This window comes from Salinibacterium xinjiangense (genome assembly GCF_014645015.1).
Classification (GTDB): Bacteria; Actinomycetota; Actinomycetes; order Actinomycetales; family Microbacteriaceae; genus Rhodoglobus; species Rhodoglobus xinjiangensis.
The window spans coordinates 1,378,584-1,401,070 of record NZ_BMLC01000001.1 but is presented as its reverse complement, the minus strand read 5'-3'; the positions used below and the strand labels follow the sequence as shown (position 1 = coordinate 1,401,070).

The 22,487-nt window shown below is 64.9% G+C and carries 20 protein-coding genes; 8 read left to right on the top strand and 12 right to left on the bottom strand.

The window, feature by feature from the left end:
* Nucleotides 1-41: 41 nt before the first annotated feature.
* The 9 genes from IEW81_RS06635 to IEW81_RS06595 all read right to left on the bottom strand — a co-directional run bounded on the left by IEW81_RS06635 (nucleotide 42) and on the right by IEW81_RS06595 (nucleotide 8,633).
* The gene (locus IEW81_RS06635; protein ID WP_097059888.1) at nucleotides 42-440 is read right to left on the bottom strand and encodes a DUF2256 and DUF3253 domain-containing protein; all 399 of its coding nucleotides are present in this window, start codon (nucleotides 438-440) and stop codon (nucleotides 42-44) included.
* Between the two features lie 61 nt (nucleotides 441-501).
* Nucleotides 502-2,076: an ABC transporter substrate-binding protein gene (locus tag IEW81_RS06630; protein WP_179691773.1), complete on the bottom strand. Its 1,575-nt coding sequence runs from the start codon at nucleotides 2,074-2,076 to the stop codon at nucleotides 502-504.
* Between the two features lie 48 nt (nucleotides 2,077-2,124).
* Entirely contained in the window at nucleotides 2,125-2,925 is an 801-nt protein-coding gene (locus IEW81_RS06625; protein WP_179691774.1) for an alpha/beta fold hydrolase, read from the bottom strand.
* 10 nt (nucleotides 2,926-2,935) lie between these two features.
* Nucleotides 2,936-3,769, bottom strand: a complete 834-nt coding sequence (locus tag IEW81_RS06620) for an ATP-binding cassette domain-containing protein (RefSeq protein ID WP_097059891.1) — start codon at nucleotides 3,767-3,769, stop codon at nucleotides 2,936-2,938.
* Entirely contained in the window at nucleotides 3,766-4,719 is a 954-nt protein-coding gene (locus tag IEW81_RS06615) for an ABC transporter ATP-binding protein (protein WP_218839979.1), read from the bottom strand. Before IEW81_RS06615 ends, IEW81_RS06620 begins: the two co-directional genes overlap by 4 nt.
* Nucleotides 4,716-5,579, bottom strand: coding sequence for an ABC transporter permease (locus tag IEW81_RS06610; RefSeq protein ID WP_097059892.1), 864 nt, complete (start codon nucleotides 5,577-5,579; stop codon nucleotides 4,716-4,718). The genes IEW81_RS06615 and IEW81_RS06610 overlap by 4 nt, the downstream gene beginning before the upstream one ends.
* Nucleotides 5,576-6,535: an ABC transporter permease gene (locus IEW81_RS06605; RefSeq protein WP_188732692.1), complete on the bottom strand. Its 960-nt coding sequence runs from the start codon at nucleotides 6,533-6,535 to the stop codon at nucleotides 5,576-5,578. The genes IEW81_RS06610 and IEW81_RS06605 overlap by 4 nt, the downstream gene beginning before the upstream one ends.
* Nucleotides 6,535-7,332 (bottom strand): FadR/GntR family transcriptional regulator, encoded by a 798-nt coding sequence (locus tag IEW81_RS06600; RefSeq protein WP_097059894.1) that lies wholly within the window; start codon nucleotides 7,330-7,332, stop codon nucleotides 6,535-6,537. Before IEW81_RS06600 ends, IEW81_RS06605 begins: the two co-directional genes overlap by 1 nt.
* Nucleotides 7,329-8,633: a M20/M25/M40 family metallo-hydrolase gene (locus tag IEW81_RS06595; protein ID WP_097059895.1), complete on the bottom strand. Its 1,305-nt coding sequence runs from the start codon at nucleotides 8,631-8,633 to the stop codon at nucleotides 7,329-7,331. Before IEW81_RS06595 ends, IEW81_RS06600 begins: the two co-directional genes overlap by 4 nt.
* 405 nt (nucleotides 8,634-9,038) lie before the next feature.
* On the opposite strand from IEW81_RS06595, the gene IEW81_RS06590 reads away from it, so the two are divergent.
* The 3 genes from IEW81_RS06590 to IEW81_RS06580 all read left to right on the top strand — a co-directional run bounded on the left by IEW81_RS06590 (nucleotide 9,039) and on the right by IEW81_RS06580 (nucleotide 12,312).
* On the top strand, nucleotides 9,039-9,683 hold the full coding sequence (locus tag IEW81_RS06590) for a TrmH family RNA methyltransferase (protein WP_097059897.1): 645 nt from the start codon (nucleotides 9,039-9,041) through the stop codon (nucleotides 9,681-9,683).
* A gap of 248 nt (nucleotides 9,684-9,931) precedes the next feature.
* Nucleotides 9,932-11,221, top strand: coding sequence for an adenylosuccinate synthase (locus tag IEW81_RS06585; RefSeq protein WP_097059898.1), 1,290 nt, complete (start codon nucleotides 9,932-9,934; stop codon nucleotides 11,219-11,221).
* Nucleotides 11,222-11,619: 398 nt separating this feature from the next.
* A complete protein-coding gene (locus IEW81_RS06580; protein ID WP_179691775.1) occupies nucleotides 11,620-12,312 on the top strand; it encodes a hypothetical protein in 693 nt (230 codons plus the stop codon).
* A 19-nt stretch (nucleotides 12,313-12,331) separates the two neighbouring features.
* Here IEW81_RS06580 and IEW81_RS06575 read toward each other — a convergent pair whose 3' ends face one another.
* A complete protein-coding gene (locus tag IEW81_RS06575; protein ID WP_179691776.1) occupies nucleotides 12,332-14,848 on the bottom strand; it encodes a helix-turn-helix transcriptional regulator in 2,517 nt (838 codons plus the stop codon).
* A gap of 150 nt (nucleotides 14,849-14,998) precedes the next feature.
* Here IEW81_RS06575 and IEW81_RS06570 point away from each other — a divergent pair, with 150 nt between their 5' ends.
* Genes IEW81_RS06570 through IEW81_RS06560 form a run of 3 tightly spaced genes read left to right on the top strand, consistent with a single transcriptional unit; the run spans nucleotide 14,999 to nucleotide 16,976 of the window.
* On the top strand, nucleotides 14,999-15,625 hold the full coding sequence (locus IEW81_RS06570; protein ID WP_097059902.1) for a GNAT family N-acetyltransferase: 627 nt from the start codon (nucleotides 14,999-15,001) through the stop codon (nucleotides 15,623-15,625).
* Nucleotides 15,626-15,667: 42 nt separating this feature from the next.
* Nucleotides 15,668-15,994: a chorismate mutase gene (locus IEW81_RS06565; protein WP_097059903.1), complete on the top strand. Its 327-nt coding sequence runs from the start codon at nucleotides 15,668-15,670 to the stop codon at nucleotides 15,992-15,994.
* Between the two features lie 46 nt (nucleotides 15,995-16,040).
* Nucleotides 16,041-16,976: an SDR family NAD(P)-dependent oxidoreductase gene (locus tag IEW81_RS06560; protein ID WP_097059904.1), complete on the top strand. Its 936-nt coding sequence runs from the start codon at nucleotides 16,041-16,043 to the stop codon at nucleotides 16,974-16,976.
* A 133-nt stretch (nucleotides 16,977-17,109) separates the two neighbouring features.
* Here the strand turns inward: IEW81_RS06560 and IEW81_RS06555 are convergent, their stop codons facing one another.
* A complete protein-coding gene (locus IEW81_RS06555) occupies nucleotides 17,110-17,991 on the bottom strand; it encodes a putative endonuclease domain-containing protein (RefSeq protein ID WP_143544628.1) in 882 nt (293 codons plus the stop codon).
* Nucleotides 17,992-18,199: 208 nt separating this feature from the next.
* Here IEW81_RS06555 and IEW81_RS06550 point away from each other — a divergent pair, with 208 nt between their 5' ends.
* Complete coding sequence (locus IEW81_RS06550; protein ID WP_097059906.1) at nucleotides 18,200-18,724, top strand: hypothetical protein; 525 nt, start codon at nucleotides 18,200-18,202, stop codon at nucleotides 18,722-18,724.
* Nucleotides 18,725-18,791: 67 nt separating this feature from the next.
* On the opposite strand, the gene purL is transcribed toward IEW81_RS06550, so the two are convergent.
* Nucleotides 18,792-21,131 carry a phosphoribosylformylglycinamidine synthase subunit PurL gene (purL, locus tag IEW81_RS06545; RefSeq protein ID WP_097059907.1) on the bottom strand — a complete coding sequence of 780 codons (2,340 nt, stop codon included), beginning with the start codon at nucleotides 21,129-21,131 and terminating at the stop codon, nucleotides 18,792-18,794.
* A 110-nt stretch (nucleotides 21,132-21,241) separates the two neighbouring features.
* On the opposite strand from purL, the gene IEW81_RS06540 reads away from it, so the two are divergent.
* A complete protein-coding gene (locus IEW81_RS06540; RefSeq protein WP_097059908.1) occupies nucleotides 21,242-22,444 on the top strand; it encodes a mechanosensitive ion channel family protein in 1,203 nt (400 codons plus the stop codon).
* Nucleotides 22,445-22,487: the final 43 nt, after the last annotated feature.

Here is a 22,487-nt window from a genome sequence, read left to right as displayed (position 1 = left end):
CCGTGGAAAACCCATATGACCAGCACTTTGTGGGGGATCCGTTACCTGGGGCGGCGCAACCGGATCGGCCCCTTGGCGGTGGAGGGGTCGACCACACTTCCGCCCTGCGTGATCTGCAGCTCTCCCCGGGCGACCATGCGTCGCGCCGCCCGTCGCGCCGGTTCCATGAGCTCTTGCCAACTTTCGCCGCCGATCGCCCTCGCGGCGTCTGAGGGGCAGATGGTGGCATCGTTCGCCCGCTGGCCGAGGAGTGTCACGATGGTCTCTTCGAGCCTCAGGTCAGTGGCATCGACCCCGTGCCGGCGGCAGGCGTCTGAACAGTACCTGACCGACTCCCAGTCGCGTGCCCACTTCGCGCGCCACTCGATGCGGCGGCCGCAGGAGGCGCACGACTTATCGGCTGGCGGGGTGGATGCCGCGGAACGTGACTTGTGCGCCATCTCTCCAGTCTGCACAAAAAAGGCCCGCCGCGGGCAACGGCGGGCCTTCCTTGCCAACCGGCTAGTCGTTGAGCGAGATGTTCTCCATGTGCAGACTCAGGGTGGGAGTGATCTCTGACCCCACGACGTTCTTGTTCATCAGGTAGTTCAGAGTCTCGTAGTGAGTGAACACCAGGGGTGCGTCTGCTGTGACTATTTTCCGAATCTGCTGATAAAGCGCTGCGCGGGCCTCGTCACCGTCCGTTGTCGCAGCCTCCGCGATCAGCGCATCAACCTCCTGATTGGAGTATCCGGTCGTGTTGATCGGTCCACCGGACTTTAGTACGAGCGAATAGAAGTTGTCAGGGTCGATCGTGCGCTCCTGGTAGGCGCTCGTGATCTGGTAATTGCCCGAGACGAACGCGTCGTACCAGACCGAGACATCCACCGCCGAAATCTTGAGGTCGACTCCGATCGCTTTCAACTGCTCGCGCACGATCTGGCCGGTCTTCAGCAGCTCGGGGTACTGAGAGAGTCCGAGGTAGTCGATGCTGAGGCCGTCGGGGTAGCCCGCGTCAGCAAGCAGTTGTTTGGCTTTGGCAATATCAGGCTTCGCAGCGAATACGCCCTGATCGTCGTACCAGGAGGATCCGGTCGGGACTTCGATGAGTCCGTTCTCACCGGTGCCGAGGTAGGCGACCTTCTTGATCTCCGAGCGGTCGATCGCCAGGGCAATCGCCTGCCTCACCTTCGGGTCGTCGAATGGTGCCTGTGTCGTGTTCATGGCGAGGAAGTCGGGGATGCCGGCAGTCGCACTCGTGACGTAGGTGAACCGGGGATCTGTGCTGAGAGCCGACACCTGCTGAAGCGGGATGGCATCGGCCCAGTCGATTTCGCCGGCCGACAGCGCGTCGATTCGGCTTTGGTCGACGGGGAGGAACTTGAACGTCACGGAGTCCAGGTGAGGAAGGCCCTCCTTGAAGTAGGTGGGGTTCTTCTTCATGGTGATGTGGTCGCCCTGCACCCATTCGACGAACTCGAACGGCCCTGTTCCGATGGGCGTACGCGCGGGGTCACCCGACTCGATCGCCTTTTGGTTCACGATCTCACCGTTGGTGGCGAGGTTGGTGAGAAATGGCCCGAACGGTGCTTTCAGGTGAAAGACGACGGTCGTCGCATCCGGCGCATCGATCGAGTCGATCTGCTCGTAGAGGCCCGCATAGGCGCTTGCGGTCGTCGGATCCAGGATGCGGTCGAAGGTGTATTTCACATCCTCCGACGTGAACTTCTCGCCGTTGTGGAACGTCGCGTCATCGACCAGTGTGAACGTCCAGGTCGTCGGATCGTCCTGCACCCACTCCGAGGCGAGGTCGGGAATGAAACCTCCGTCCGAATCGACGTCGATCAGTTTGCTGAAGATGCCTTCGTAGACCTGGGCGCCGGTGTAGATGGATGAGGTAGCGGGGTCGAGTACATCGGGCTCGCCGGTGAGGGCGGCCCGAAGTTCACCGCCGTCAGGTGCAGTGCCGCCGCCCGGGTTCGAAGGGTTTGGCGAGCCTGAACATCCCGCGAGCAGGAGGGCGAGGGCGAGTGTTCCCGCCCCCAGGGCTGCTGTGAGGCTGTGGGACGATCCGATTTTCCTGGTGCTGTTATTCACGGGAGGTGTCCTGATTCTGTAGGGAGCTGTGTTGATAAGGGGAGGGGCTCAGGCGCTGACAGAGCGCACGAAGTCGATGAAGGCGGTGTTGAACGAATCGGGCGACTCCCACAGGCAGGCGTGTCCGCCAGGCACGGTCGTCCAGCTCGACCCCGGCACCGATGCAGCGAGTCGTCTTGAGAGCCGCACCGGGATCAGGATGTCCTCCTCGCCGGCCAGCACCAGCGTCGGGACGCTGATAGCGCTGATCCGGTCGGTGGCATCGTGGGTCTGGATCACGTTGAGCTGCGCGAGATAGGCGTCGACGGGCATATCGAGCTGCTCCATCGCGGCGGCAAAATCCGCGGCATCGTCCGGGCGGTCTTCAAAGAACGGACCGGTGAAGGCCCACAAGGACACGTCTCGCATAACAAAGGAGACTCCGAGGCGTTCGGCCAGGTCACCCCACATCGCGAACATCGCCAGGCAGAACGGGTCGGGTTTCGCATACGTGCAGGCCAGTGTTAGCGACGCAAGGTCGTTGCCGTAGGCGATGGCGTACTCCTGCGCGATCATGCCGCCCATGGAGACTCCCATCAGGTGGAAGTCCCGAAGACCGAGCTGGTCCACGAGGCCTTTCGCATCCGCGGCGAGCAGGGCAGAGGTATAGGGAGCGGCCGGTGCATCGCTCTTGCCGATACCCCGGTTGTCGAAGCGCAACACCCGATACCCAGCCTCGAGAATGGCCGGCATCTGGAAGTCCCATGACTCCAGGTCGTCGGCAAGTCCATTGATCAGGACGATCGTCTGGTCACCGACACCCTCGAGTTGATAGTTGATGTCGATTCCGTTGACGTGTGCGAGTGGCATTCGGGTCTCCTTAGGTGCGGGGAAAGGGCGGGTGTGATGCGAGGGGCGGGTGACAGGGCACGGAAGACAGCAACGATCGGGTGTAATCGTGAACAGGGCTGCCCATAATCTGCTCGGTCTGACCGAGCTCGACGACCTCGCCGCGGTACAGCACCGCGATCTCATCGCTCACATGCTCGACAACACTGAGATCGTGAGTGATGAACACGCAGCCGACGCCGAGATCGTTCTGCAGGTCCATGAAGAGGTTCAGGATCTGGGCCTGCACGCTCACGTCGAGCGCGCTGACTGGTTCATCGGCAATGATCAATTGCGGCTCACTCGCGAGTGCGGCTGCGATTCCCACCCGTTGCCGTTGGCCCCCCGACAGTTCGGCAGGAAGTCGTGTGGAGAAAGACGGATCCAGTCCCACCCGATCGAACAGGTCCAGCATTCGAGCGTCACGGCTGCTGGGGGAGCCGATTCCGAAGCTGTCGAGCGACTCACGCACGCTGCGCCCGACTGGCCATCGTGGGTCGAGGCTGCTGTATGGGTCCTGGAACACCGGCTGGACCCTGCGACGGAATTCGGACAGCCCGCGTCGGTTGAGAGCCAACACGTCACTGCCCTCGAAGATGATCGCTCCGCTGTCCGGCCTGGTGAGGGCAAGGATGCAGCGCCCCAGGGTGCTCTTCCCACTCCCTGATTCCCCGACGATCCCGAGCGTGCGACCGCGCGAAACTGACACGCTGACGTTCCGGAGTGCGGGCGCCGGTTCGCTGCGCCGGCGCCAACGACTGTGGGAATAGGACTTGGTGACCCCTTCGACGGAGAGTAGGGGTGCGCCGCCGATCGCCGTTGTCATGTGCTCGACTCCTCGGCCGCATCCTGCGTTTGTGTATGACGAGCGCCTGAGTCGGCCTCGGCGAGGGTAAGGGACTCGACACTCCACGTTGCGGGGATGACCGGCAAGCGCGATCCACGCGGAGTGCCAGCGGGTGACGCCGCGATGAGGGCGCGTGTGTATGGGTGCTGCGGGTTCGAGAACAGCTCCGTCGTCGTCGCGACCTCGAGCAACTTTCCGCCATACATGACGCCGACGCGGTCGCAGATTTCCGAAACGACGCCCAGGTCGTGGGTGATGAACAGCACCGTCGTGCCGTGGCTGTCACGCAGCCGGCGGATCAGTTGCAATACCTGCGCCTGGATTGTCACGTCGAGGGCTGTTGTCGGCTCATCCGCGATGAGCACGCGAGGGTCGTTGGCGAGCGCTGCCGCGATCACGATCCGCTGCCGTAGCCCTCCCGAGAGTCTGTGTGGAGCATCTCCATAGCGCGATGAGGCGTCAGGGATGCCGACTTCTTCCATGAGCGCAATGGCCTGCATCCTCGCTGCGGCCCGTGAGACCGAACGATGAGCACGGATCGTCTCAGCGATCTGATCGCCGACCGGCCAGGTGGGATCGAGGCTTGCCGAGGCATCCTGGAAGATCATCGACACGATGTCTCCCCGGATCGCACGGAGTTCTCGCTCGGGAAGGCCCAGAAGTTCGCGGGGCGCTCTCGGGTCAGAGGTGCTGGGTCCACCCGCAAACATGGTCGGGTTTGCGCCCAACCGGACGCTCCCGGTGATGCCTGCCGACGGGGGAAGCAGGCCGAGAATCGCATTCGCCACGGTGCTCTTGCCCGAGCCGCTTTCGCCGACGACGCCGAAGATCTCGCCGGCTGCCAGAGTGAGCGACACATGATCCACCGCGGGTTTCTGCTGGGCCGGGAACTGCACGGAAAGGTCCGCGATCTCGAGCACCCCGCTCACGATGTGACCCCCTGGGGATCGAACGCGCGTCGCAGGCCCTCGCCGAGAAAGGTGAAGGCGAGAACGGCAACGACGATAGCCAATCCTGGGAATATCTCCACCCAGGGCGCCTGGGTGAGAACATCCCTGCCGTCGGACAGCATCCCCCCGAGCGAGGGGGTCGGCGGCTGCGTGCCGAGTCCGAGAAAACTCAACCCCGCCTCCAGCTGGAGAGCGAATGCGCTGAGAACGGAGGCCTGGACGATCACGGGCGCCAGGGCATTGGGCGCAACATGCCCGATTACCGTTCGGAAGTGCCCGGCTCCCCGCGCCCGCGCTCCGATGACGTATTCGTTGCGCACTACGACGAGGGTGCTCGCGCGCATGACACGAGCGAGAATCGGGAGGTAGATCACCGCTATCGCGAGCGCAGCGACGGTACTTCCTGGTCCGAGGATCGCGATGAACGTGATGGCCAGGAGCAACGCGGGCAACACGAGAATCATGTCGAGGGTTCGGGAGATCGCGGTATCGGCCCATCCACCCGCATATCCGGCAACGATGCCGAGGGGGATGGCCACGACGCACGACAGCGCAACCGACGACAGGGCGACGAGGAGGCTTGAACGTAAGCCGAACATCACGCGGCTGAGAACATCCCTGCCGAGCACATCAGAGCCGAAGGGATGGATAAGGCTCGGTGCGCCGAGCACCTGGTCTGCGTCCACCGTTTCAGGTCCATGGGGAGCGAGGATCGGGGCGGCCAGGGCAATGATCACCAGAATTCCGAGCACCGTCGCTCCTGCGACCATGAACGAACGAGCTGTCGAGCGTGAACGTCTTGCCACAGTTCCTGCCGGCACGGCAGTAATTGCCGTCATGTCGATGCTCCGTCCGCCACGCGCGGGTCGAGCATCCCGACGACCAGGTCGGTGACGAGAGAGACCAGGATGAAGATCGCTGCGATGGCCAGCACTCCGATCTGGATTGTCGGGTAGTTGCGTTGGGTGATCGCGGTCACGATGAGACGGCCGACCCCCGGCAGCGCGAAGAGAGTTTCGATGATCACCGCTCCACCCAGCAGCACACCCACCTGGATTCCGATAACCGTAATGATCGTGGGCGCGGCGTTACGCAGGGCATGACCTCCGACGATCCGACGTTCGCTCAGGCCCTTTGCCCGGAGGAAGCCGACGAATGGGCGAGCGAGCACGCCCTCGACAGCGGCCCGGGTGGTCCTCAGGAAATACGCGGCTTCCCCGACCGCCAGCGTGAGCACGGGCAACGCCATGTACCGCAAATTCTGCACAGGGTCGTCGACGAACGGAATGTAGCCCGACGGCGGGAAGATGCCCAGGGTTGCGGCGAACACGAGCACCAGCATGATCCCCAGCCAGAAGTCTGGGATGCTGATGCCCAGGATCACGAAACCCTCGGTGAGGCGTCGGATGCGGCGTCCTCCGTTTGCTGCGCGAACACCGAGCGGCACGCCGATCGCAATAGCGAGGATCATTGCGAGCCCCGTCAGCTCAAACGTCACCGGCAACCGCTGCGCGAGCAGTTCTGAGAGCGATGCCTTGCTCACAATGTCGGTTCCGAGATCGCCGCGGAAGATGCCTCCGACGAAGTCGAGGTATTGAACGACCAGCGGCTGGTCGAGACCCAGCTGGCTCCGAATCTCGATCACGTTCGCTTCGGTCGCGCGAAATCCGAGCATGGTGCGCACGGGGTCACCAGGTACGAGCCGGATGATCAGGAACACGATCACGCTCATCACAAAGAGCACGGGAACGGTGAGGAGGACTCGTCGCACGACGAAGGCGAACCGAGCGTTCATCATCGGCCCTCCGCCTGGTGGCCGTCATGGTGCTCTGTGTCTAGCTGCGCTCGCGAGACGAGACCGCGGATGAGCTGCTCGGAGAGAGCGAAGTGCTGGCGCGCGATATCGGCCGCTTCATCCCCTCGTCCCTCGGAGACGGCGTCAACCAGTTCCCGGTGCTGCAGCATCGCTGTGCGCCGCACCTCGTCGGTGTAAGGTTCGGCCCCAAGATTGAGGCTGACCCTGGTTCGGAGGTCGACCGAGAGGTCGACGAGGATCGGGTTGTGCGTCGCTTCTGCGATCGATCGATGGAGCCGCGAGTCTGCTTGCCGGGAGGCATCGTGGTCGGGTGCGTCGAGGTAGGCCTGAAGCGCAACAGCCATGGCTGTGCGGTCTTCGTCACTGCAGCGCTCGGCTGCCGTGCGGGCGATCAGTGGCTCGAGAAGTGTCCGGGCGTCGAAAAGCTTCTCGAATTCGGCCCAATTGGGCACGAGGTGCCGCCGAACCCGTTCCGCGGAGGCGGGCCCCCAGTCAGCCAGCACGAAGTAACCTCCGTTGCGACCTCGACGCACTTCGAGGTACCCCGTTGCTGTCAGTTGGCCGAGGGCGTCTCGAACAGAAGTGCGCGACACGCCGAGCATCGTGGCCAACTCCCGCTCGGTCGGCAATTGCTGCTGGGGAACGTAAACACCGAGTGCGACGGCCGTGACGAGGCGGTCGACGACGTGGTCGGCGACATGCTGGGTGACTATCGGTTTCGCCCATGGGCTCGACATCGGGGATTCCGTGTCGACGGGTTCGCCAGTGTCCGTCACCGCGCAGCGCTGACGTCAGCAGCGATTGAGTCGCTCGGTGTATCGGCTGTGAACCGCATGAGGATGAATCGGGCAAGAGCCTGCGCGGCGCTGGCGATGCTCGCCAGGTCGACAGACTCATCGATTCCGTGCATGTCATAGGCGGTGGCGCCGTAGCAGACCGCAGGCGTCGCGAAGTCATTGACGTAGATGCGCGCGTCAGTGGTGCTGCCCAGGCTGAAAGTATTCGGTGCGATTCCCAGCGCGTCGAGGTGGGCGGCGGCGAGGTCGCGAACGAGGGGGTGATCGCCACCCAGTGCATAGCCTTCGGCGCGCAACCCCGAGGGCCGCACCAACGGAGCCTGTGGGTAGTCGGGGTCGCCGATCGTGACGCGCGTAATAACGGCCCGTACCTCCCGCTCGGCACGATCCGCCGACCACGAACGCGGGTATCCACAACGCACAGAAAGTCGAGCCGTCGATGGCGAAGTGGACGTCCAGTCTCCTGCCGTCAACCGCCCTACGTTGACGTTGTAGGGACTATCGGCTTCCGTGAGGGAGGGGTCCGGATCGGTTTCGAGAAGGTGATGTGCCCATTCCTCGAGGCCGCGCACGACCCGCAGTGCCAGGTCGATCGCGTTGGGGGACTCATGCGCCGAGAACGCGTGCGACGACCGGGCGATCACATCCACATCTATCCAGAGCACGCCAACACCGCCGATCAGGATGCCGCCGTCTGAGGGCTCGAGCACGATCACCTCGTCGGCAATGACCCCGTGATCGACGATCGACGAAAGAGTTCCGTTACCCGTGCACTCTTCCTCGATGACAGCCAAAAATCCCAGCGACCGGCCGTCGAAAATATCTGGAGAGGTGTCCAATACCGCAGCCAGCGCCAGGTATCCGACGGCGAACCCCGCTTTCATGTCACCCGCACCGCGTCCGAACAGTCGACCATCTCGCTGCTCAGCAGTGAATGGGGCGCTCGTCCAGATGTCCGGGGTTTCCGCGGGTACGACGTCCATGTGTCCGTTGAGCAAAAGCGTCATATGGTCGCTCGAGCCCGCGGTGGTGGCAAGCACCTGGAACCGGTCGAGCGTCACCAGCGACGCGTCTGGGGCGACACCGGCGCGACTGTCATCCACTGGTCCATTGGGGAATGGAAGCCGACGAGTCTGAAGGCCGAGTGACCGGCAGGCCGATTCGAACTCGAGCAGCGCAGCCTGCTCGCTGCCCACGACGCTCGGCGCTTCGACGAGTCGAGCCAAAAGGGACAGCGCCTCGGCCGACCGGGCAACGATGGCATGGTCAAGAGCGGCCATGGAATCCGCTTTTGTGGACGGGGAGATATCGCTCACCGTGCTCCTCGCTAAAAGGTTTATTGTTTAGAACTTATACCTAAAGAAGAAAAAGTGATATAGCAGCTGTGGACGGGCCGCTCTTCCTGCTCTTCCCCTCGGATCTCGGTTCATCGCAGGGCCGACGCACACCTGGATGCCGTGCGAAATGAAGGACATAAAGCGGATTCAACGGGTCACGGGCCCGCGAGTGCGGCAGCTACGAGTGTTCTTCCTTCATTTCGCGTGGGCGTGGGCGTGGGCGTGGGCGTTCGCGGGGGCGGGGGCGAAGGCCCAGTGCAGAGCAGGGAACCGGCGGCCACGAATCACGGGCATCCACAGCGCGGAGCACAGCGCGAAGACACATGCACGCCCCGGTAACCTCGACTCGTGAGCGAGACGACCGAACCCAACCCGAGTGTCGAGCTCAGCACCAATGGGGTTGGTCCGTGGCGCGGCGAACTTCCGACCGACGAGCGTTTTGACCCAGAGCTCCTCCAGCGCGGTGACTCGCGCAACGTGATCGACAAGTACCGCTACTGGACAATGGCTACGATCGTGGCCGACCTCGACAAGCACCGGCACGAGTTCCACGTCGCGATCGAGAACTGGCAGCACGACATGAACATCGGCTCGATCGTGCGCAGCGCCAACGCATTCGGGGCCGACACCGTGCACATCATCGGCCGACGTCGCTGGAACAAGCGCGGTGCCATGGTGACAGACAGGTACCAGCATGTGTCGCATCATCCGGATGTCGCATCATTCGTCGACCGGATGCACGAGGCCGGCATCCCGATCGTCGCTATCGACAACGTGCCGGGTAGCGTCATCATCGAGACCTTCGACCTGCCGCGCCGCTGTGTGCTGCTCTTCGGCCAGGAGGGGCCGGGGTTGAGCCCGGAGGCGATAGCCTCGGCCGACGCGGTGGTCGAGATCAGCCAGTTCGGATCGACCCGCAGCATGAATGCTTCGGCGGCCGCTGCCGTGACTATGCACTCCTGGATCTTGCAGCACAAGTTCCCGACTCGTTGACGCTGCCGGTCTGGGCCGTGCGCCTCAGTCGCGATGCGATGAGGGCGAGCCTGACTGTGGACCGTGGATAATCCACCCCCGCCATAGCGCCAGAGATGCGTGTGGCTCCGATGGTCACCAGCTCACGCAACAGCGTGCGAGACAGCCGGAGGACCGTCGGGAAAAGCTCAACAACCAGTCACGGGTGCCCTGCCCCCCTGCGGCGGGTAGAATGGAGCGTAATCCCGTTCTCTACGAGAGGCCTCACCGTGCCAGCAATCGTCATCATCGGCGCCCAGTGGGGCGACGAGGGGAAGGGCAAAGCCACCGACCTCCTGGCAGACCGCACAGACTATGTCGTCAAGTTCAACGGCGGCAACAATGCGGGTCACACCGTGGTCGTCGGCAACCAAAAGTATGCCCTCCACCTTCTGCCGTCGGGCATCCTGACCGATGGCGTCATTCCCGTCATCGGCAACGGAGTCGTCGTCGACATCGAGGTGTTGTTCGACGAACTGGATGCACTCGCCTCGCGCGGCGTGGATGTCTCGAGGCTTAAGGTCAGCGCCAACGCGCACGTGATCACCCAGTATCATCGCACCCTCGATAAGGTGACGGAGCGGTTTCTCGGCAAGCGCCAGATCGGAACCACCGGCCGCGGCATCGGCCCGGCCTACGCGGACAAGATCAACCGCGTCGGCATCCGGATCCAGGACCTCTTCGATGAGAACATCCTGCGCCAGAAGGTGGAAGGTGCGCTGCATGCCAAGAACCACCTGCTCGTCAAGATCTACAACCGGCGCGCCATCGCTGTCGACGAGGTCGTTGAAGACCTGCTGGGCTATGTCGAGCGGCTGCGGCCGATGGTCGCAGACACCGGGCTGCTGCTGAACCAGGCACTCGACGCAGGCAAGACCGTCGTGTTCGAGGGCGGCCAGGCGACGATGCTGGATGTCGATCACGGCACCTACCCCTTCGTCACCTCATCCAGCTCCACCAGCGGAGGGGCCGCCACCGGCTCGGGTGTCGCACCCAACCGCCTCGAGCGCGTCATCGGGATCGTCAAGGCATACACGACCCGCGTCGGTTCCGGACCGTTCCCGACCGAGCTCAACGATGAGTCCGGCGAATGGTTACGTTCCCGCGGTTTCGAGTTCGGCACCACCACGGGTCGCCCGCGCCGCACCGGCTGGTACGACGCTCCGATCGCGCGCTACTCGGCCCGCATCAATGGCGTCACTGACTTCGTCATCACCAAGCTCGACGTGCTCACCGGGCTGAAGACGATTCCGGTCTGTGTCGCGTACAGCGTCGACGGTGTCAGGGTCGATGAGGTCCCGGTGTCGCAATCCGATTTCCACCATGCCGTGCCGATCTACGAAGAGTTCCCGGGCTGGGACGAAGACATCACCGGCGTCCGCACGTTCGAGGAGCTGCCGAAGAACGCCCAGGATTACGTACTCGCGGTCGAAGCGATGAGCGGATCCCGCATCTCGGCCATCGGCGTCGGCCCGGATCGTGAGGCGATCATCACCCGACACGACCTGCTGAACGGTTAACCCCCGACTTAACCCGCGCATGACCCCGCGTTTCGACCGCGGAAATCCATGTCCGCATTTTGGGGGACAGTAGTCTAGAACCGCCGACAACCCGACGGCAGCGTTAACCCCCCTGTGACGCTGACGGTCGGCACCCCCCCCCAACACAACAATCACCCTTCGACTCGCCCCCCCCGAGTCGAGGGGTGATTGCCCTTACCGCGATGAGTTTCGTCGTGCGCCAACTATCCACGGCGTCGTCGGCCGTCCAGATCACGTGAACAGAGCAACCCATCGCCATACGCCCGTCGTCGCATAGCTCCCCGTGGAGACGGATGGTGCTCGCCATGCGGAGGCTGACGACCCGACGGATAGTCGAGTCATTGCCGACCCTCGAGTTGAGCCCTAAAGCCACACCGATGTCAGGGAAAGTCGTCGAGACGCGATCATCGCGATTCGCTCCCGCAGAAGATACGCTGCCTCCCGCCGCGAGCATCACAGCGAATACCGCAGCGAACATCGCTGCGAATGGGCCCACCATGGTGACGGCGGTTCCCGTCTTCGCGTCACCGTCGGCTCCCCGTCGCTCGACAAGGCCGGCGGGCAGCCCCGCAATGAGTGCTGAGCCGACGACTGCTGAGCCGATGACTGCTGAACCGATGACTGCTGAACCGGTAAATGCTGAGCCGGTGAGTGCCGCGTCGATGGACGAGCCCCTGGATGTGCGGATGGATGCGCTGCCCGCCGCGACCACGCTCGACCCGGCCATCGAGGAGACGACGGGCACCCCGATCTCGTTGCGGCAGGCGTCACGACCCAGGAACAGCCGACAGGCAGGGCCCGTGAAGGTCACCGTGGGTCGCTATTCCGCGGTCAGGGGGAACACGGCATCGATATTGCGCGAACGCATCGCGAGGGAGACGTACGCGCTCAAGTCCCGCGAACTGGAGCGTGCCGCCGACGAACGACTCGCGTTCGAGCAGCAGCTCGTGGAGCGCCGCATCCGGGAGCAGCTCGAAGCGAGCCAGCGTGAACTGCATTGGTCGCTCGACGAGATCCTGGAAGACACGGTGATCCTGCCGAGGTCGATCAGGGACAGTGAGAACAGCTAGAACAACGGGGCTAGTCGGGTCAGGCGCTGCGGGAATCCTCGTCGAGCAGGCCGAGTTCCGCGGCTACCAGGAGAGCCTCAGTGCGGGTCGAGACGTTGAGCTTGCGGTAGATGCTGCGCAACTGCGCCTTCACGGTGTTGCTGGCGACGAATAGTTTGCGAGCCACCTGCTCGATGGTGGCGGCAGGGTCGAGCGCACGCAGTACCACGAGTTCCCGCTCGCTGAGTGCCCCCGCGAGTGTCTGGTACGGGGCGAGATAGCTGGTGCCACGCAGCCCGTGCCGGGCGACGAAAGCCTCGGCATCAGGATGAAGCGCAGCGAGCGAGCCCAGTGTCTCCAGCGGGAGCAGGTGGAACGGCACGATCACACCCGACCTGTTCGACTTGTTGATGGCGCGCAGAAGCGACGCCGTCGCATCCTCATCGCGTTCCAGGGCGTGCTCGGAGGCCGCGCGCAGCACAGCGAGGTCGAGCTGGCCGTGGCGCTCGGTGCGGCCGCGCCCCTGCCCCTCGAGAATGAACAGCAGCGCATGTTTCGGGTTGCCCGCCAGCAGCGCGAGCCTCGCCCGGCACACCGAGATCCAGGTGTTGCGAACCGTGGCCTGGTCGAGGGCGGCTTCGGCTCTCGGTAGCTGGCCGAGGAGTAGCGCGAGGTCTGCGGCATCGCTTGTGAGCAGCACCTGGGCGGTCGACCCCGCGACGAGTTGGTCACCGTGCTCGGCCCAGGCGCGGTCGAGGTCGGAATCGGTCTCTACCGGGTCGCCCCAGTAGAGGCCGTAACGGTTCCCGGCGTGCACCGCGAAGGGCCAGAATTCGTCACCGGCGCGCAGTTCGCCGAGCTGGGCGATCCAGTGGCGAGCGTCCCGCGGATTCATCCTGCTGATGGCCACCAGTGCGTTCGCCACCAGCATGGACGTGTCCACCATCGCATCGACATCGAGGGCCAGCAGCAGGGAGGATGCCTGCTCGATCTCACCCTCGAGGGCACGGGTCAGTGCGAGCGCTGCTGTGGCCCGCGCTGACGACTGATGGAGCGCATTGTCGAACCCGCGCGCCAGCTCGGCGCTGCGGTGGAAGCTCTCCCGCGCACCGACCAGATCGAGGCCGAGCAGCCGACACATTCCTCCCTGGAAGTGCGCCTCCGCCAGCACGAGCGAAGGTTGCTCGATCATGTCGTCGGTAGCCAGCAGCGCGTCGAGTTCGTCGGCGGTCTCCAGGGCACCGGGATAGTCGCTCTTCAGCCGGAGCATGAGCGACCTCGTGAGTAGCGAAAGCAGCCGGTCCCACGGTGCCATGACGTCAGGAAGCCGCGAGAGTGTGGCCGGCATTCTTCTGGTGACGGCAAGGTAGGGCGGCGAATCGTTGTCGCTGCGCTTCCACTCGTATTCCAGATACAGGCTCAGTCGTGGATGCTCGTCGCGAACCGTTCGCGGCAGGTCGAGGATGATCCGCTGCAGGGCTTGCGGGTCTTCGGCCATCAGCCCGATGAGCGATTCATCGATCGTCTCGATAAGCGTCTTCCAGTCTCCGGCGTGCGCGAAGTGGGTGAGCGCCTCGAACGTCCTGCCCGAAGCGAGGAGATGCCGGGCGACCGCTCGGTGCAGCCCGGCGAGAGTCCCAGGGATGCGTGACTGCGCCTCATCCAGCACCGCCCGGCGCAGGGTGGGTTCGAGATGCAGCTGTCCGTCGCGCAGCAGGACCCGTGACTGGATAAGTTGCTGCAGCTGGAGGTCGTCGACGTCGTGGCCGGTGATGTCGGCGAGCATCCGGGCGCTGATGACAGCGGGAACGGCGATGGATGCTGCCGCCGATAGCTGCTCGTCTGACATCGACTGCGCCCTCAGCTCGAGCACGAACGAGATCTCGGCCCGAAGGCGGATCGCGTATGTGTCGGGATCGTCGCCGACATTGGCATCCGATTCCATCATGGCCAGTGCTGCAGGCAGTACATCGGCCTGGGCGAGGGCGGTCTGGGCCAACCCCGCCGCGGCGACTTCGGTCAGGGTGAGGCCAGCCTTCGCTACGGCATCACGGATACCCCGAGCGTCGAGCACCAGCGCGGAGGGCGACACCGTGACGGCACCGAACTCCAGACGACCTCGCGCCATCAGCGCACGGCGGCCAGTGCAGACGGCCACGATCGACAGGTGGGGGGCGGTGGCGAGGAGGTCGAGCAGGCCGGAATCCACGGCTGCACTGACCCCGGGGTGAAGGTCCACGGCCAGCAGCAGCGGTCGTTCGAGCGTCAGCAGGAATCCTGCGACAGCGCCGAATGGGTCGCCTGGCAGAGCGATTCCGAAGGCGTCGTTCACGGTCGCCCTGAGATGCTCCCAGGGCGCGGTGTGCCCCTCGAAATCGATCCAGAGGATGTCGCGATCGTCGCGGTCGCCCCCCAGCACGGCGGCAAGGATGTCGCGCACCGGAACCAGCGGGACGCTGTGCAGGATTGTCACTCGTGCCGCCTGGGCGGGTGCGCTGAACTCTGTCGCGGCGATGGTTGCGACCCTGGGGATGCCGTGACGGAGCGGTTGTGACATCCGGTCTCCTCGAAGCATGTGGTGCAGGAGGTTCCATTAACCCGCGCTCTCATCGAAACGGGTATCCCCTGTTGTGGTGCACCTTTGCTCCACTTGGGGGGACAGACGCGCTGTTCTGGCGTGTTGGCGGGGCGCCGACATAATGGATGTATGCCAACTACCAGACCTGCCCCCCGCGTGCTCGAAGGAAGCATCATCAGGCTCGTTCCCCTCGAGGAGCAGCACCTCCCGGCCCTTTTCCGTGCGATCGGCAGGGCCGACGTCTTCGAAGGCGGGTATGGCGGAGGTACGGCGGGGCTGCCATCGACGGAGGCTGGTTTCATCGAGTTCGCCCATGACTACTACCGCCGCGATGTCGCCAACGTTTACGGGGTCTGGCTGCACGACGGCACCATGCCGGAACCAACCCTGGTCGGCACCTCCACGCTGGGTGATTTCGAGCTCGACAGGGAGCGCGCACACATCGGATGGACGGCGTATTCGCCGTCGGTCTGGGGTTCTGCGGTCAATCCGGAATCGAAACTGCTCATGCTGGGTGAGGCCTTCGACCATGGTTTTGGCAGGATCAAGCTGCAGGCCGATGCGGCCAATGCGCGATCTCGAGCTGCGATCGCCAAACTCGGTGCGCGATTCGAGGGAGTCACGAGGCGCGACCAGCGCCGGGCTGACGGCACCTGGCGAGACGCCGCGGTCTATTCGATCATCGTGGATGACTGGCCCGAGGTCAGGGCCGGGCTCGTGGCCCGCGTGGCCCGGTTCGCTGCCGCCACCAGCTGATGCAGATTCACGCAGCATCCCCCCAGCCGCTAGCGTGTCACCATGAGCATGAATGACGAAGCGGAAGAGGCATCGGCCGAACTCACGAGCCTTCGACGCAGCATCGACAACATCGACGCGGCGCTGATCCACCTCCTCGCCGAGCGCTTCAAGTTCACCCAGACCGTCGGCAGGCTCAAGGCCAGCACCGGACTGCCCGCTTCTGACCCCGGGCGCGAGAAGGTGCAGATCGCCAGGCTTAGGGCGCTCGCCGAAGACGCCAGGCTCGATCCGGCCTTCGCGGAGAAGTTTCTCAACTTCATCGTCGCGGAGGTCATTCACCACCACGAGCAGATCGCCTCCACCGGCGCGATAGAAACACAGAAATAGGCGGCGCTGTCGCCCTTCGTCCAGTTGCGCCGCGTACGCTCGTCGTATGAGCTGGAACCCGTCACACCCGCCCCGCCAGGACGGCCGCACGTTCGTGGTGACGGGCGGCAATGCCGGGCTCGGGTACTTCACCGCCGAGCAACTTGCGTCGACCGGTGCCCACGTGGTGCTTGCGTCGCGCAGCCCCGCGCGGGCCGGGTTGGCGGCCTCATCGATCCGCGGAAATGTGGCCGGGGCATCCATCGACACGCTCACCCTGGACCTCGCCTCGCTCGACTCCGTGCACGAAGCCGGAAGCAGGCTCGCGGACTACGGTCGCCTCGACGGGCTCATCCTGAACGCCGGGGCCACCACGGGTTCGGGGCAGCGCAAGGAATCGGTCGACGGCTTCGAACTGACGATGGCCACCAACTTCATCGGGCACTTCGCGCTCACCGCCCTGGCCTGGCCGGCCCTCACCCGCACCGAAGGCAGCCGGGTCGTCGGGCTCGGCAGCCTGAGCACCCTTCTGATGTTGCCGAACCCTGGTGACATGTTGAGCAAGCGCGGCTACACCTTCTTCCGCGCCTACGCGCTCTCGAAGCACGCGATGCAGGGCTTCATCATCGAACTTGACCGCCGCGTTCGTCAGTCGTCGACGTTCGGCAAGGTTCCGGATGTCACGGCTGTGCTCGCCCACCCGGGCTACGCCATCGACGGCCTCACGCCACTGCGCCCGGGCATCGCGGATCGCACCCCGCTCATGCGCGCCGGTGCGGCGGCGCTCGTGTTCGCAACGCAGGGCAAGAACCGTGGAGCCGCTCCCACGGTTCGCGCCGCGCTGGATCCATCCTTCACCGGTGGCGAACTCGTGGGACCGCAGTATCTGACCCGCGGGCGGCCCGTGCTGCAGCATCCCACCGGAACGAGTGGTTCGCGTGAGTTCGGCGGCCACATCTGGGCCCTCGCCGAGGAGTGGATTGGCCGCGACTTCGACGTATAGCCGCGCGGTCATCCTGTCGGCCGCGTCGCGGCACTGTCCGAGGTGACGCTAACCGTCGTCATTGCGCAGGGATGACAGCGGTTTGGGTCACCTCGGTGCATCCGGTGCATCCGGCGCGCTGCGGTATCCGGAGTCAGGGCTCGAGAGCGCGACGCAGCTTCGAGAAGAGGGTGGCCGGTCGGTTCAGCAGGTCGTTGTCGACGCGGATGACCCGCCACTGCTCCTCCATGATGTCGTCGAGACGGTAGATGTCGCGAAAGTACTGGCGCTTCCCCCGATGACCGCCACCGTCGTATTCGAGCACGACCTTCTGCCTGCGGAACACGAGGTCGCCGTGAGCGATCAGGGCGCCATACTCATTGTGGATGCGGCCATTGACCTCGGGCTCGGGGAATCCCGCACGCACGATGAGCAGCCGCAGCACCGTCTCCCGCGGTGAATCCGTGCGCGGGCGCATCTCCCGCAGCGCCAACCGCAACAGCCTGAGCCCACGCACGCCGCGCAACGAGTCGACATGTCCCTCGAGCCTGTCGATGGTCGCGGTCGGGCTGTGTCGCTTCAGCAGGCCATCGCCCATGACGACCAGGTCGTCGAGGGGCAGGATGCTGGCGCACTGCACCCACGTGTCGATCGGTGATGCGACCCGAAGCCCGTCCACCGTCGCTGGGGTGACGGTGCTCTTGTGCCCCACGATGCCGTGCGACCTGGGTGCACGGTGCGACGCGAGTGCAGCCACGTAGAGAGACAGTTCCGCGAAATTCTCCGGCATTCTCAGGCGATGGATGCTCGCCGCCGTCGTGTGCGAAAACATTTCGTGCTGAGGCATCCGTGCGGCGTATGCGCGCGCGAGATCCACGATGGAGACGGGCGCACGCAGGGTGTGCACCCCATGGAACGGATGGCGCAGGTCCGAGCCGCGCAGCCGGGACGCGGTCACCCTGTGCTCGTGAGCCTCCGCCGTCGTGAACACCCGGCCCGTCAGGTCATGGGGGAGCGGTGACGGCGGCCGGGACATCCGGAGAGTATGCGCGCTGTCAGGGATGCACGGGATGATCCCTCCCCAGCTTCTGCTGCATACCACCGAGGTGACGCGAACAGCGGTAATGCGGCGCGGTACACAGCAGTTTGCGTCACCTCACTGGCGCCTCGGGGCAGAACAATGGCGCTGGGGCAGATCACTGGCACTGGGGGAGACCGCATCGCAGACCGGGCAGACTGGGGGGATGGATCAGCCTGACGAGAATCCCGGGGCCGGGGCGGCCGCAGTGCTCGCCGCGCTGCTGCAGCGCACGGTGGCTGACCTCGAGGCGCGCGGCACCCACGACGAAGCGCTCGGCACGGTGAAGGCCGGCCGCGGCCTCGGGCCGATCTCCACCTCCACGAAGATGGTGAACGCCGGTCGGGCCTGGCGGCTGGGGGTGCTGCTGATCGATCGGGATGCCCGGCTCTACGAGACCGGCAGCGTCACCCGCGCGATTGTGCCGCTCCGCGCGGTCACGAACAGGTCCGCCGAGGCCGAGGCCCGTCGTGACGACCGCCGGGCCGCCGCACGGGGGAAGTTTCCCGAGGGTGAGGTGGTGAACTTCGACTACAGCCCGGTCGACCTCAGTGCCGTTGCCCTCGCGGGCGGCAGCGGCATCCTGTCACTGCAGGATGGGATCGTCATGGTGCGGTGGCACGCCACGGATCCGCCGCGCCGTCTCGACATCTACCTCGCCGACAGGCTGGGCCTGCTCGACGAGTTCTAGCGCAGACGAATGCTGGCGCAGACGAGTGCTGGCGAACACGAGTGCTGCCTGCGCTTGCTGGGTTGAGCTACTGCCCGATGACCGCCCCGAACCGGTTCGCCATGGTCGCGCGGTGCACGCTGCGCAGCTCGTCGATGGAGATCGTGAACTCATCCTGCACCTCGAGCTCGCCGCTGTTCTCGGTGACGCCGATGCGCAGGAACGGATACTTGCGCCCCTCGCACAGCCCCTGAAAGCGAACATCGTCTTCACGCGGCACACTCACGAGCATGCGGCCCGTCGATTCGCTGAACAGGGCGGCCGTGGCATCCACGCTGTCGCGGCCCATGATCTCGGTGATCCAGACGCGCGCGCCCACGCCGAAGCGCATGACGGCCTCGGCAAGTGCCTGGCTGAGGCCACCGTCGGCAAGGTCGTGAGCGGATGCCACGAGGCTCTGCTCCCCGCCGGCTGCGATCAGCGCCGCAAGTTTCATCTCGCCGCCGAGGTCGACGATGGGCGGCATGCCGCCGAGGTGATCGTGCACGGTGCCGGCCCAGGCGGAGCCGTCGAGCTCGTTGCGGGTGATGCCGAGCAGGTAGATGTTGTTGCCCTCGTCCTGCCATCCGGAGGGGATGCGGCGGCCGACGTTGGCGATGGTTCCGAGTACGGCGATGACCGGTGTCGGGTGGATGGGCTGGTCACCCGTCTGGTTGTAGAACGACACGTTGCCGCCGGTGACCGGGATCTCGAGTTCGAGGCATCCATCAGAGAGGGCTTCGACAGTCTTGCTGAACTGCCACATCACCTCCGGGTTCTCGGGCGAGCCGAAGTTCAGGCAGTCGCTGACCGCGACCGGTGTCGCTCCGGTCGCCGCCACGTTGCGGAACGCCTCTGCGAGGGCGAGCTGGGCTCCGCGGTAGGGGTCGAGCTGGCTGTACCGACCGTTGGCGTCGGTAGCGACGGCGAATCCGAGACCGGATTCCTCGTCGATGCGCACCATTCCGCCGTCGTCGGGGAAGCTGAGCGCGGTGTTGCCGAGCACGTACTTGTCGTATTGGTTGGTGATCCAGCTCTTGTCGCTGAGGTTGGCGGAGCCGAGCAGCGCGAGCATGTCGGTGCGGAGGTCGGCGGAGCGGGGCAGTGAGGCGGTGGTGTCTGCCTGTAGCGCGTCGATCCAGGTCGGATAAGCGACGGGCCGGTCGTAGACGGGACCGTCGACGGCGACGGTGCGCGGCTCGACGTTGACGATCTCTTCGCCTCGCCAGTTGATGATGAGTCGACCGGTGTCGGTGACCTCGCCGAGCACGCTCGTCTCGACATCCCATTTCGCCACGACTGCCAGGAAGTCGTCGAGCTTCTCGGGCGTCACGATCGCCATCATGCGCTCCTGGCTCTCCGACATCAGGATCTCTTCGGCGGTCAGCGTCGGGTCGCGCAGCAGCACCTGCTCGAGGTCGATGAACATGCCACCGTCGCCGTTGGAGGCGAGCTCGCTCGTCGCGCACGAGATTCCGGCGGCGCCCAGATCCTGGATTCCCTCTACGAGCCCGAGCTTGAAGAGCTCGAGGCAGCACTCGATGAGCACCTTCTCGGCGAAGGGGTCGCCGACCTGCACCGCCGGCCGCTTGGTCGGACCGCCAGCACTGAAGCTGTCTGACGCGAGAATGGATGCCCCGCCGATGCCATCTCCGCCGGTGCGGGCACCGAACAGCACCACCTTGTTGCCGACGCCGCGGGCGTTCGCCAGGTGCAGGTCCTCGTGGCGCAGCACACCCACGGCGAGGGCGTTGACGAGAGGGTTGGCCTGGTAGACGGAGTCGAAGTAGGTCTCTCCACCGATGTTCGGCAGGCCGAGGCAGTTCGCGTAGAACGAAATGCCCGAGACGACGCCGTGCACGATGCGGGCGGTATCGGGGTCGTCGATGTGGCCGAAGCGCAGGGCATCCATCACGGCGACTGGCCTGGCGCCCATGGAGATGATGTCGCGGACGATGCCGCCAACACCCGTCGCTGCGCCCTGGAACGGCTCGATGAAGCTGGGGTGGTTGTGGCTCTCGATCTTGAAGGTGACAGCCCAGCCTTCACCGACATCCACGACACCGGCATTCTCGCCCATGCCGACCATGAGGTTCTTCTTCATCTTCGGGCTGACCTTCTGGCCGAACTGTCGAAGGTAGTTCTTGCTGCTCTTGTAGGAGCAGTGTTCGCTCCACATCACCGAGTACATGGCGAGTTCTCCGCTCGTGGGTCGCCGGCCGAGAATCTCGCGGATCTTCAGGTACTCGTCTTGCTTGAGCCCGAGTGCGGCATACGGCTGAATTTTTTCGGGGGTGGCCGCGGCGTTCGTCACTGTATCGGGAAGAGATGTGCTTGATCGAGACTGCGAGGTGGTCACAAAGCTCCAGGGGTCGTCGACAGGATGCATCCCGATTCTACCGGCGTGGGACACTTCGATCGGCGGCTGTGCCTGCGCGCTCCCATCGGGCGCCCAGAGCTGTGTCGTACGCTGAAAGTTTGGTCGTGACAGGAGGTCTCATGTTCGAACAGTTCTCATGGCAGTCGTGGATCGGTCTCGGCTTCGCCGTAATCATCGCCATTGTCGTCGTTCTCGTCATCGTCGGCGTTGTGGCGGTGGCGGTGCGGGCCGCGTCGCGTCGCTACCCGGGGCTGCACGAGTCCCTCGGCGGGGTGCGGCGGCGAACGCGCATCATGCTGGCGATTGTCGGCATCTGGATCGCAGTCTCGCTGACCCTGCCTGCTATGGACTGGCGACCGTTCATCGACCAGGGGTTCCGCATCCTTGCGATCGCCGCTGGAGCCTGGCTGCTGGCCGGTGTCATGGGGCTGCTTATCGACCGCGCGCTGACGCGGTATCCCATCGATGTGCCAGACAACCGCGTCGCGCGTCGCGTGCGCACGCAGGTGATGATCCTGAGACGACTCGGTCTGGCGATCATCGTGCTTCTTGCGGTCGGCTTGATCCTGTTGACCTTCCCTGAAGTGCAGACCGTCGGTGCGAGCCTGCTGGCGTCGGCCGGGGTCGCGACTATCGTCGCCGGTCTCGCTGCCCAGTCGACCCTCGCCGCCGTGTTCGCGGGCATGCAGCTCGCCTTCAGTGACGCGATCCGGGTGGATGACGTCGTCGTGGCGAACGGTGAATGGGGTCGCATCGAGGAGATCACCCTCACCTATGTGGTGCTGCGCACCTGGGATGAGCGGCACGTTGTGCTGCCATCCACCTATTTCACGACGACACCGTTCGAGAACTGGACCCGCCAGGGTAGTGCCCTGACCGGTGCGATCCTGTTCGACCTCGACTGGCGCGTGAACCCGGGCCACCTGCGCACCCAGCTCGACGTGGTGCTGGCCGAGACCGACCTGTTCGACGGTCGCGTCGCGAACGTGCAGGTGACGGATGCCACGGGCGGATTCGTGAGCGTGCGTGTTCTGGTCAGCGCGTCTGATGCCGGCCGGCTCTGGGATCTGCGGTGCCTCGTGCGTGAGAAGCTCGTCGACTGGCTGCAGAAGTCGAGCCCGGCAGGACTGCCGCGCAACCGCGTGATCATGGTGGAGCAGGAGGTGGAGCGGGAGCAGGCGCAGGAGAAGAAGCCGCGCACGAAAGCTTCGTCAGACACCGCAGCCAAGTCGGGATTCTTCAGTGGAACGCCGGAGGCCGAGGCGCGCGGAAACGACTTCACCGGCGCCATCACCATGCCCACCCCGACCGCGAGGCCCTGAGCAGGCCCTCCGGCGGTGGGCCCCGGCCCCCCGCCCCCGCGCC

Excerpts from the sequence above, each read along its gene's own strand:
- IEW81_RS06635 (WP_097059888.1), bottom strand. The coding sequence starts at position 440 with ATGGCGCACAAGTCACGTTCCGCGGCATCCACCCCGCCAGCCGATAAG.
- IEW81_RS06625 (WP_179691774.1), bottom strand. The coding sequence starts at position 2,925 with ATGCCACTCGCACACGTCAACGGAATCGACATCAACTATCAACTCGAG.
- IEW81_RS06620 (WP_097059891.1), bottom strand. The coding sequence starts at position 3,769 with ATGACAACGGCGATCGGCGGCGCACCCCTACTCTCCGTCGAAGGGGTC.
- IEW81_RS06610 (WP_097059892.1), bottom strand. The coding sequence starts at position 5,579 with ATGACGGCAATTACTGCCGTGCCGGCAGGAACTGTGGCAAGACGTTCA.
- IEW81_RS06605 (WP_188732692.1), bottom strand. The coding sequence starts at position 6,535 with ATGAACGCTCGGTTCGCCTTCGTCGTGCGACGAGTCCTCCTCACCGTT.
- IEW81_RS06595 (WP_097059895.1), bottom strand. The coding sequence starts at position 8,633 with ATGGCCGCTCTTGACCATGCCATCGTTGCCCGGTCGGCCGAGGCGCTG.
- IEW81_RS06580 (WP_179691775.1), top strand. The coding sequence starts at position 11,620 with ATGTCAGGGAAAGTCGTCGAGACGCGATCATCGCGATTCGCTCCCGCA.
- IEW81_RS06575 (WP_179691776.1), bottom strand. The coding sequence starts at position 14,848 with ATGTCACAACCGCTCCGTCACGGCATCCCCAGGGTCGCAACCATCGCC.
- IEW81_RS06570 (WP_097059902.1), top strand. The coding sequence starts at position 14,999 with ATGCCAACTACCAGACCTGCCCCCCGCGTGCTCGAAGGAAGCATCATC.
- IEW81_RS06565 (WP_097059903.1), top strand. The coding sequence starts at position 15,668 with ATGAGCATGAATGACGAAGCGGAAGAGGCATCGGCCGAACTCACGAGC.
- IEW81_RS06560 (WP_097059904.1), top strand. The coding sequence starts at position 16,041 with ATGAGCTGGAACCCGTCACACCCGCCCCGCCAGGACGGCCGCACGTTC.
- IEW81_RS06555 (WP_143544628.1), bottom strand. The coding sequence starts at position 17,991 with ATGTCCCGGCCGCCGTCACCGCTCCCCCATGACCTGACGGGCCGGGTG.
- IEW81_RS06550 (WP_097059906.1), top strand. The coding sequence starts at position 18,200 with ATGGATCAGCCTGACGAGAATCCCGGGGCCGGGGCGGCCGCAGTGCTC.
- purL (WP_097059907.1), bottom strand. The coding sequence starts at position 21,131 with ATGCATCCTGTCGACGACCCCTGGAGCTTTGTGACCACCTCGCAGTCT.
- IEW81_RS06540 (WP_097059908.1), top strand. The coding sequence starts at position 21,242 with ATGTTCGAACAGTTCTCATGGCAGTCGTGGATCGGTCTCGGCTTCGCC.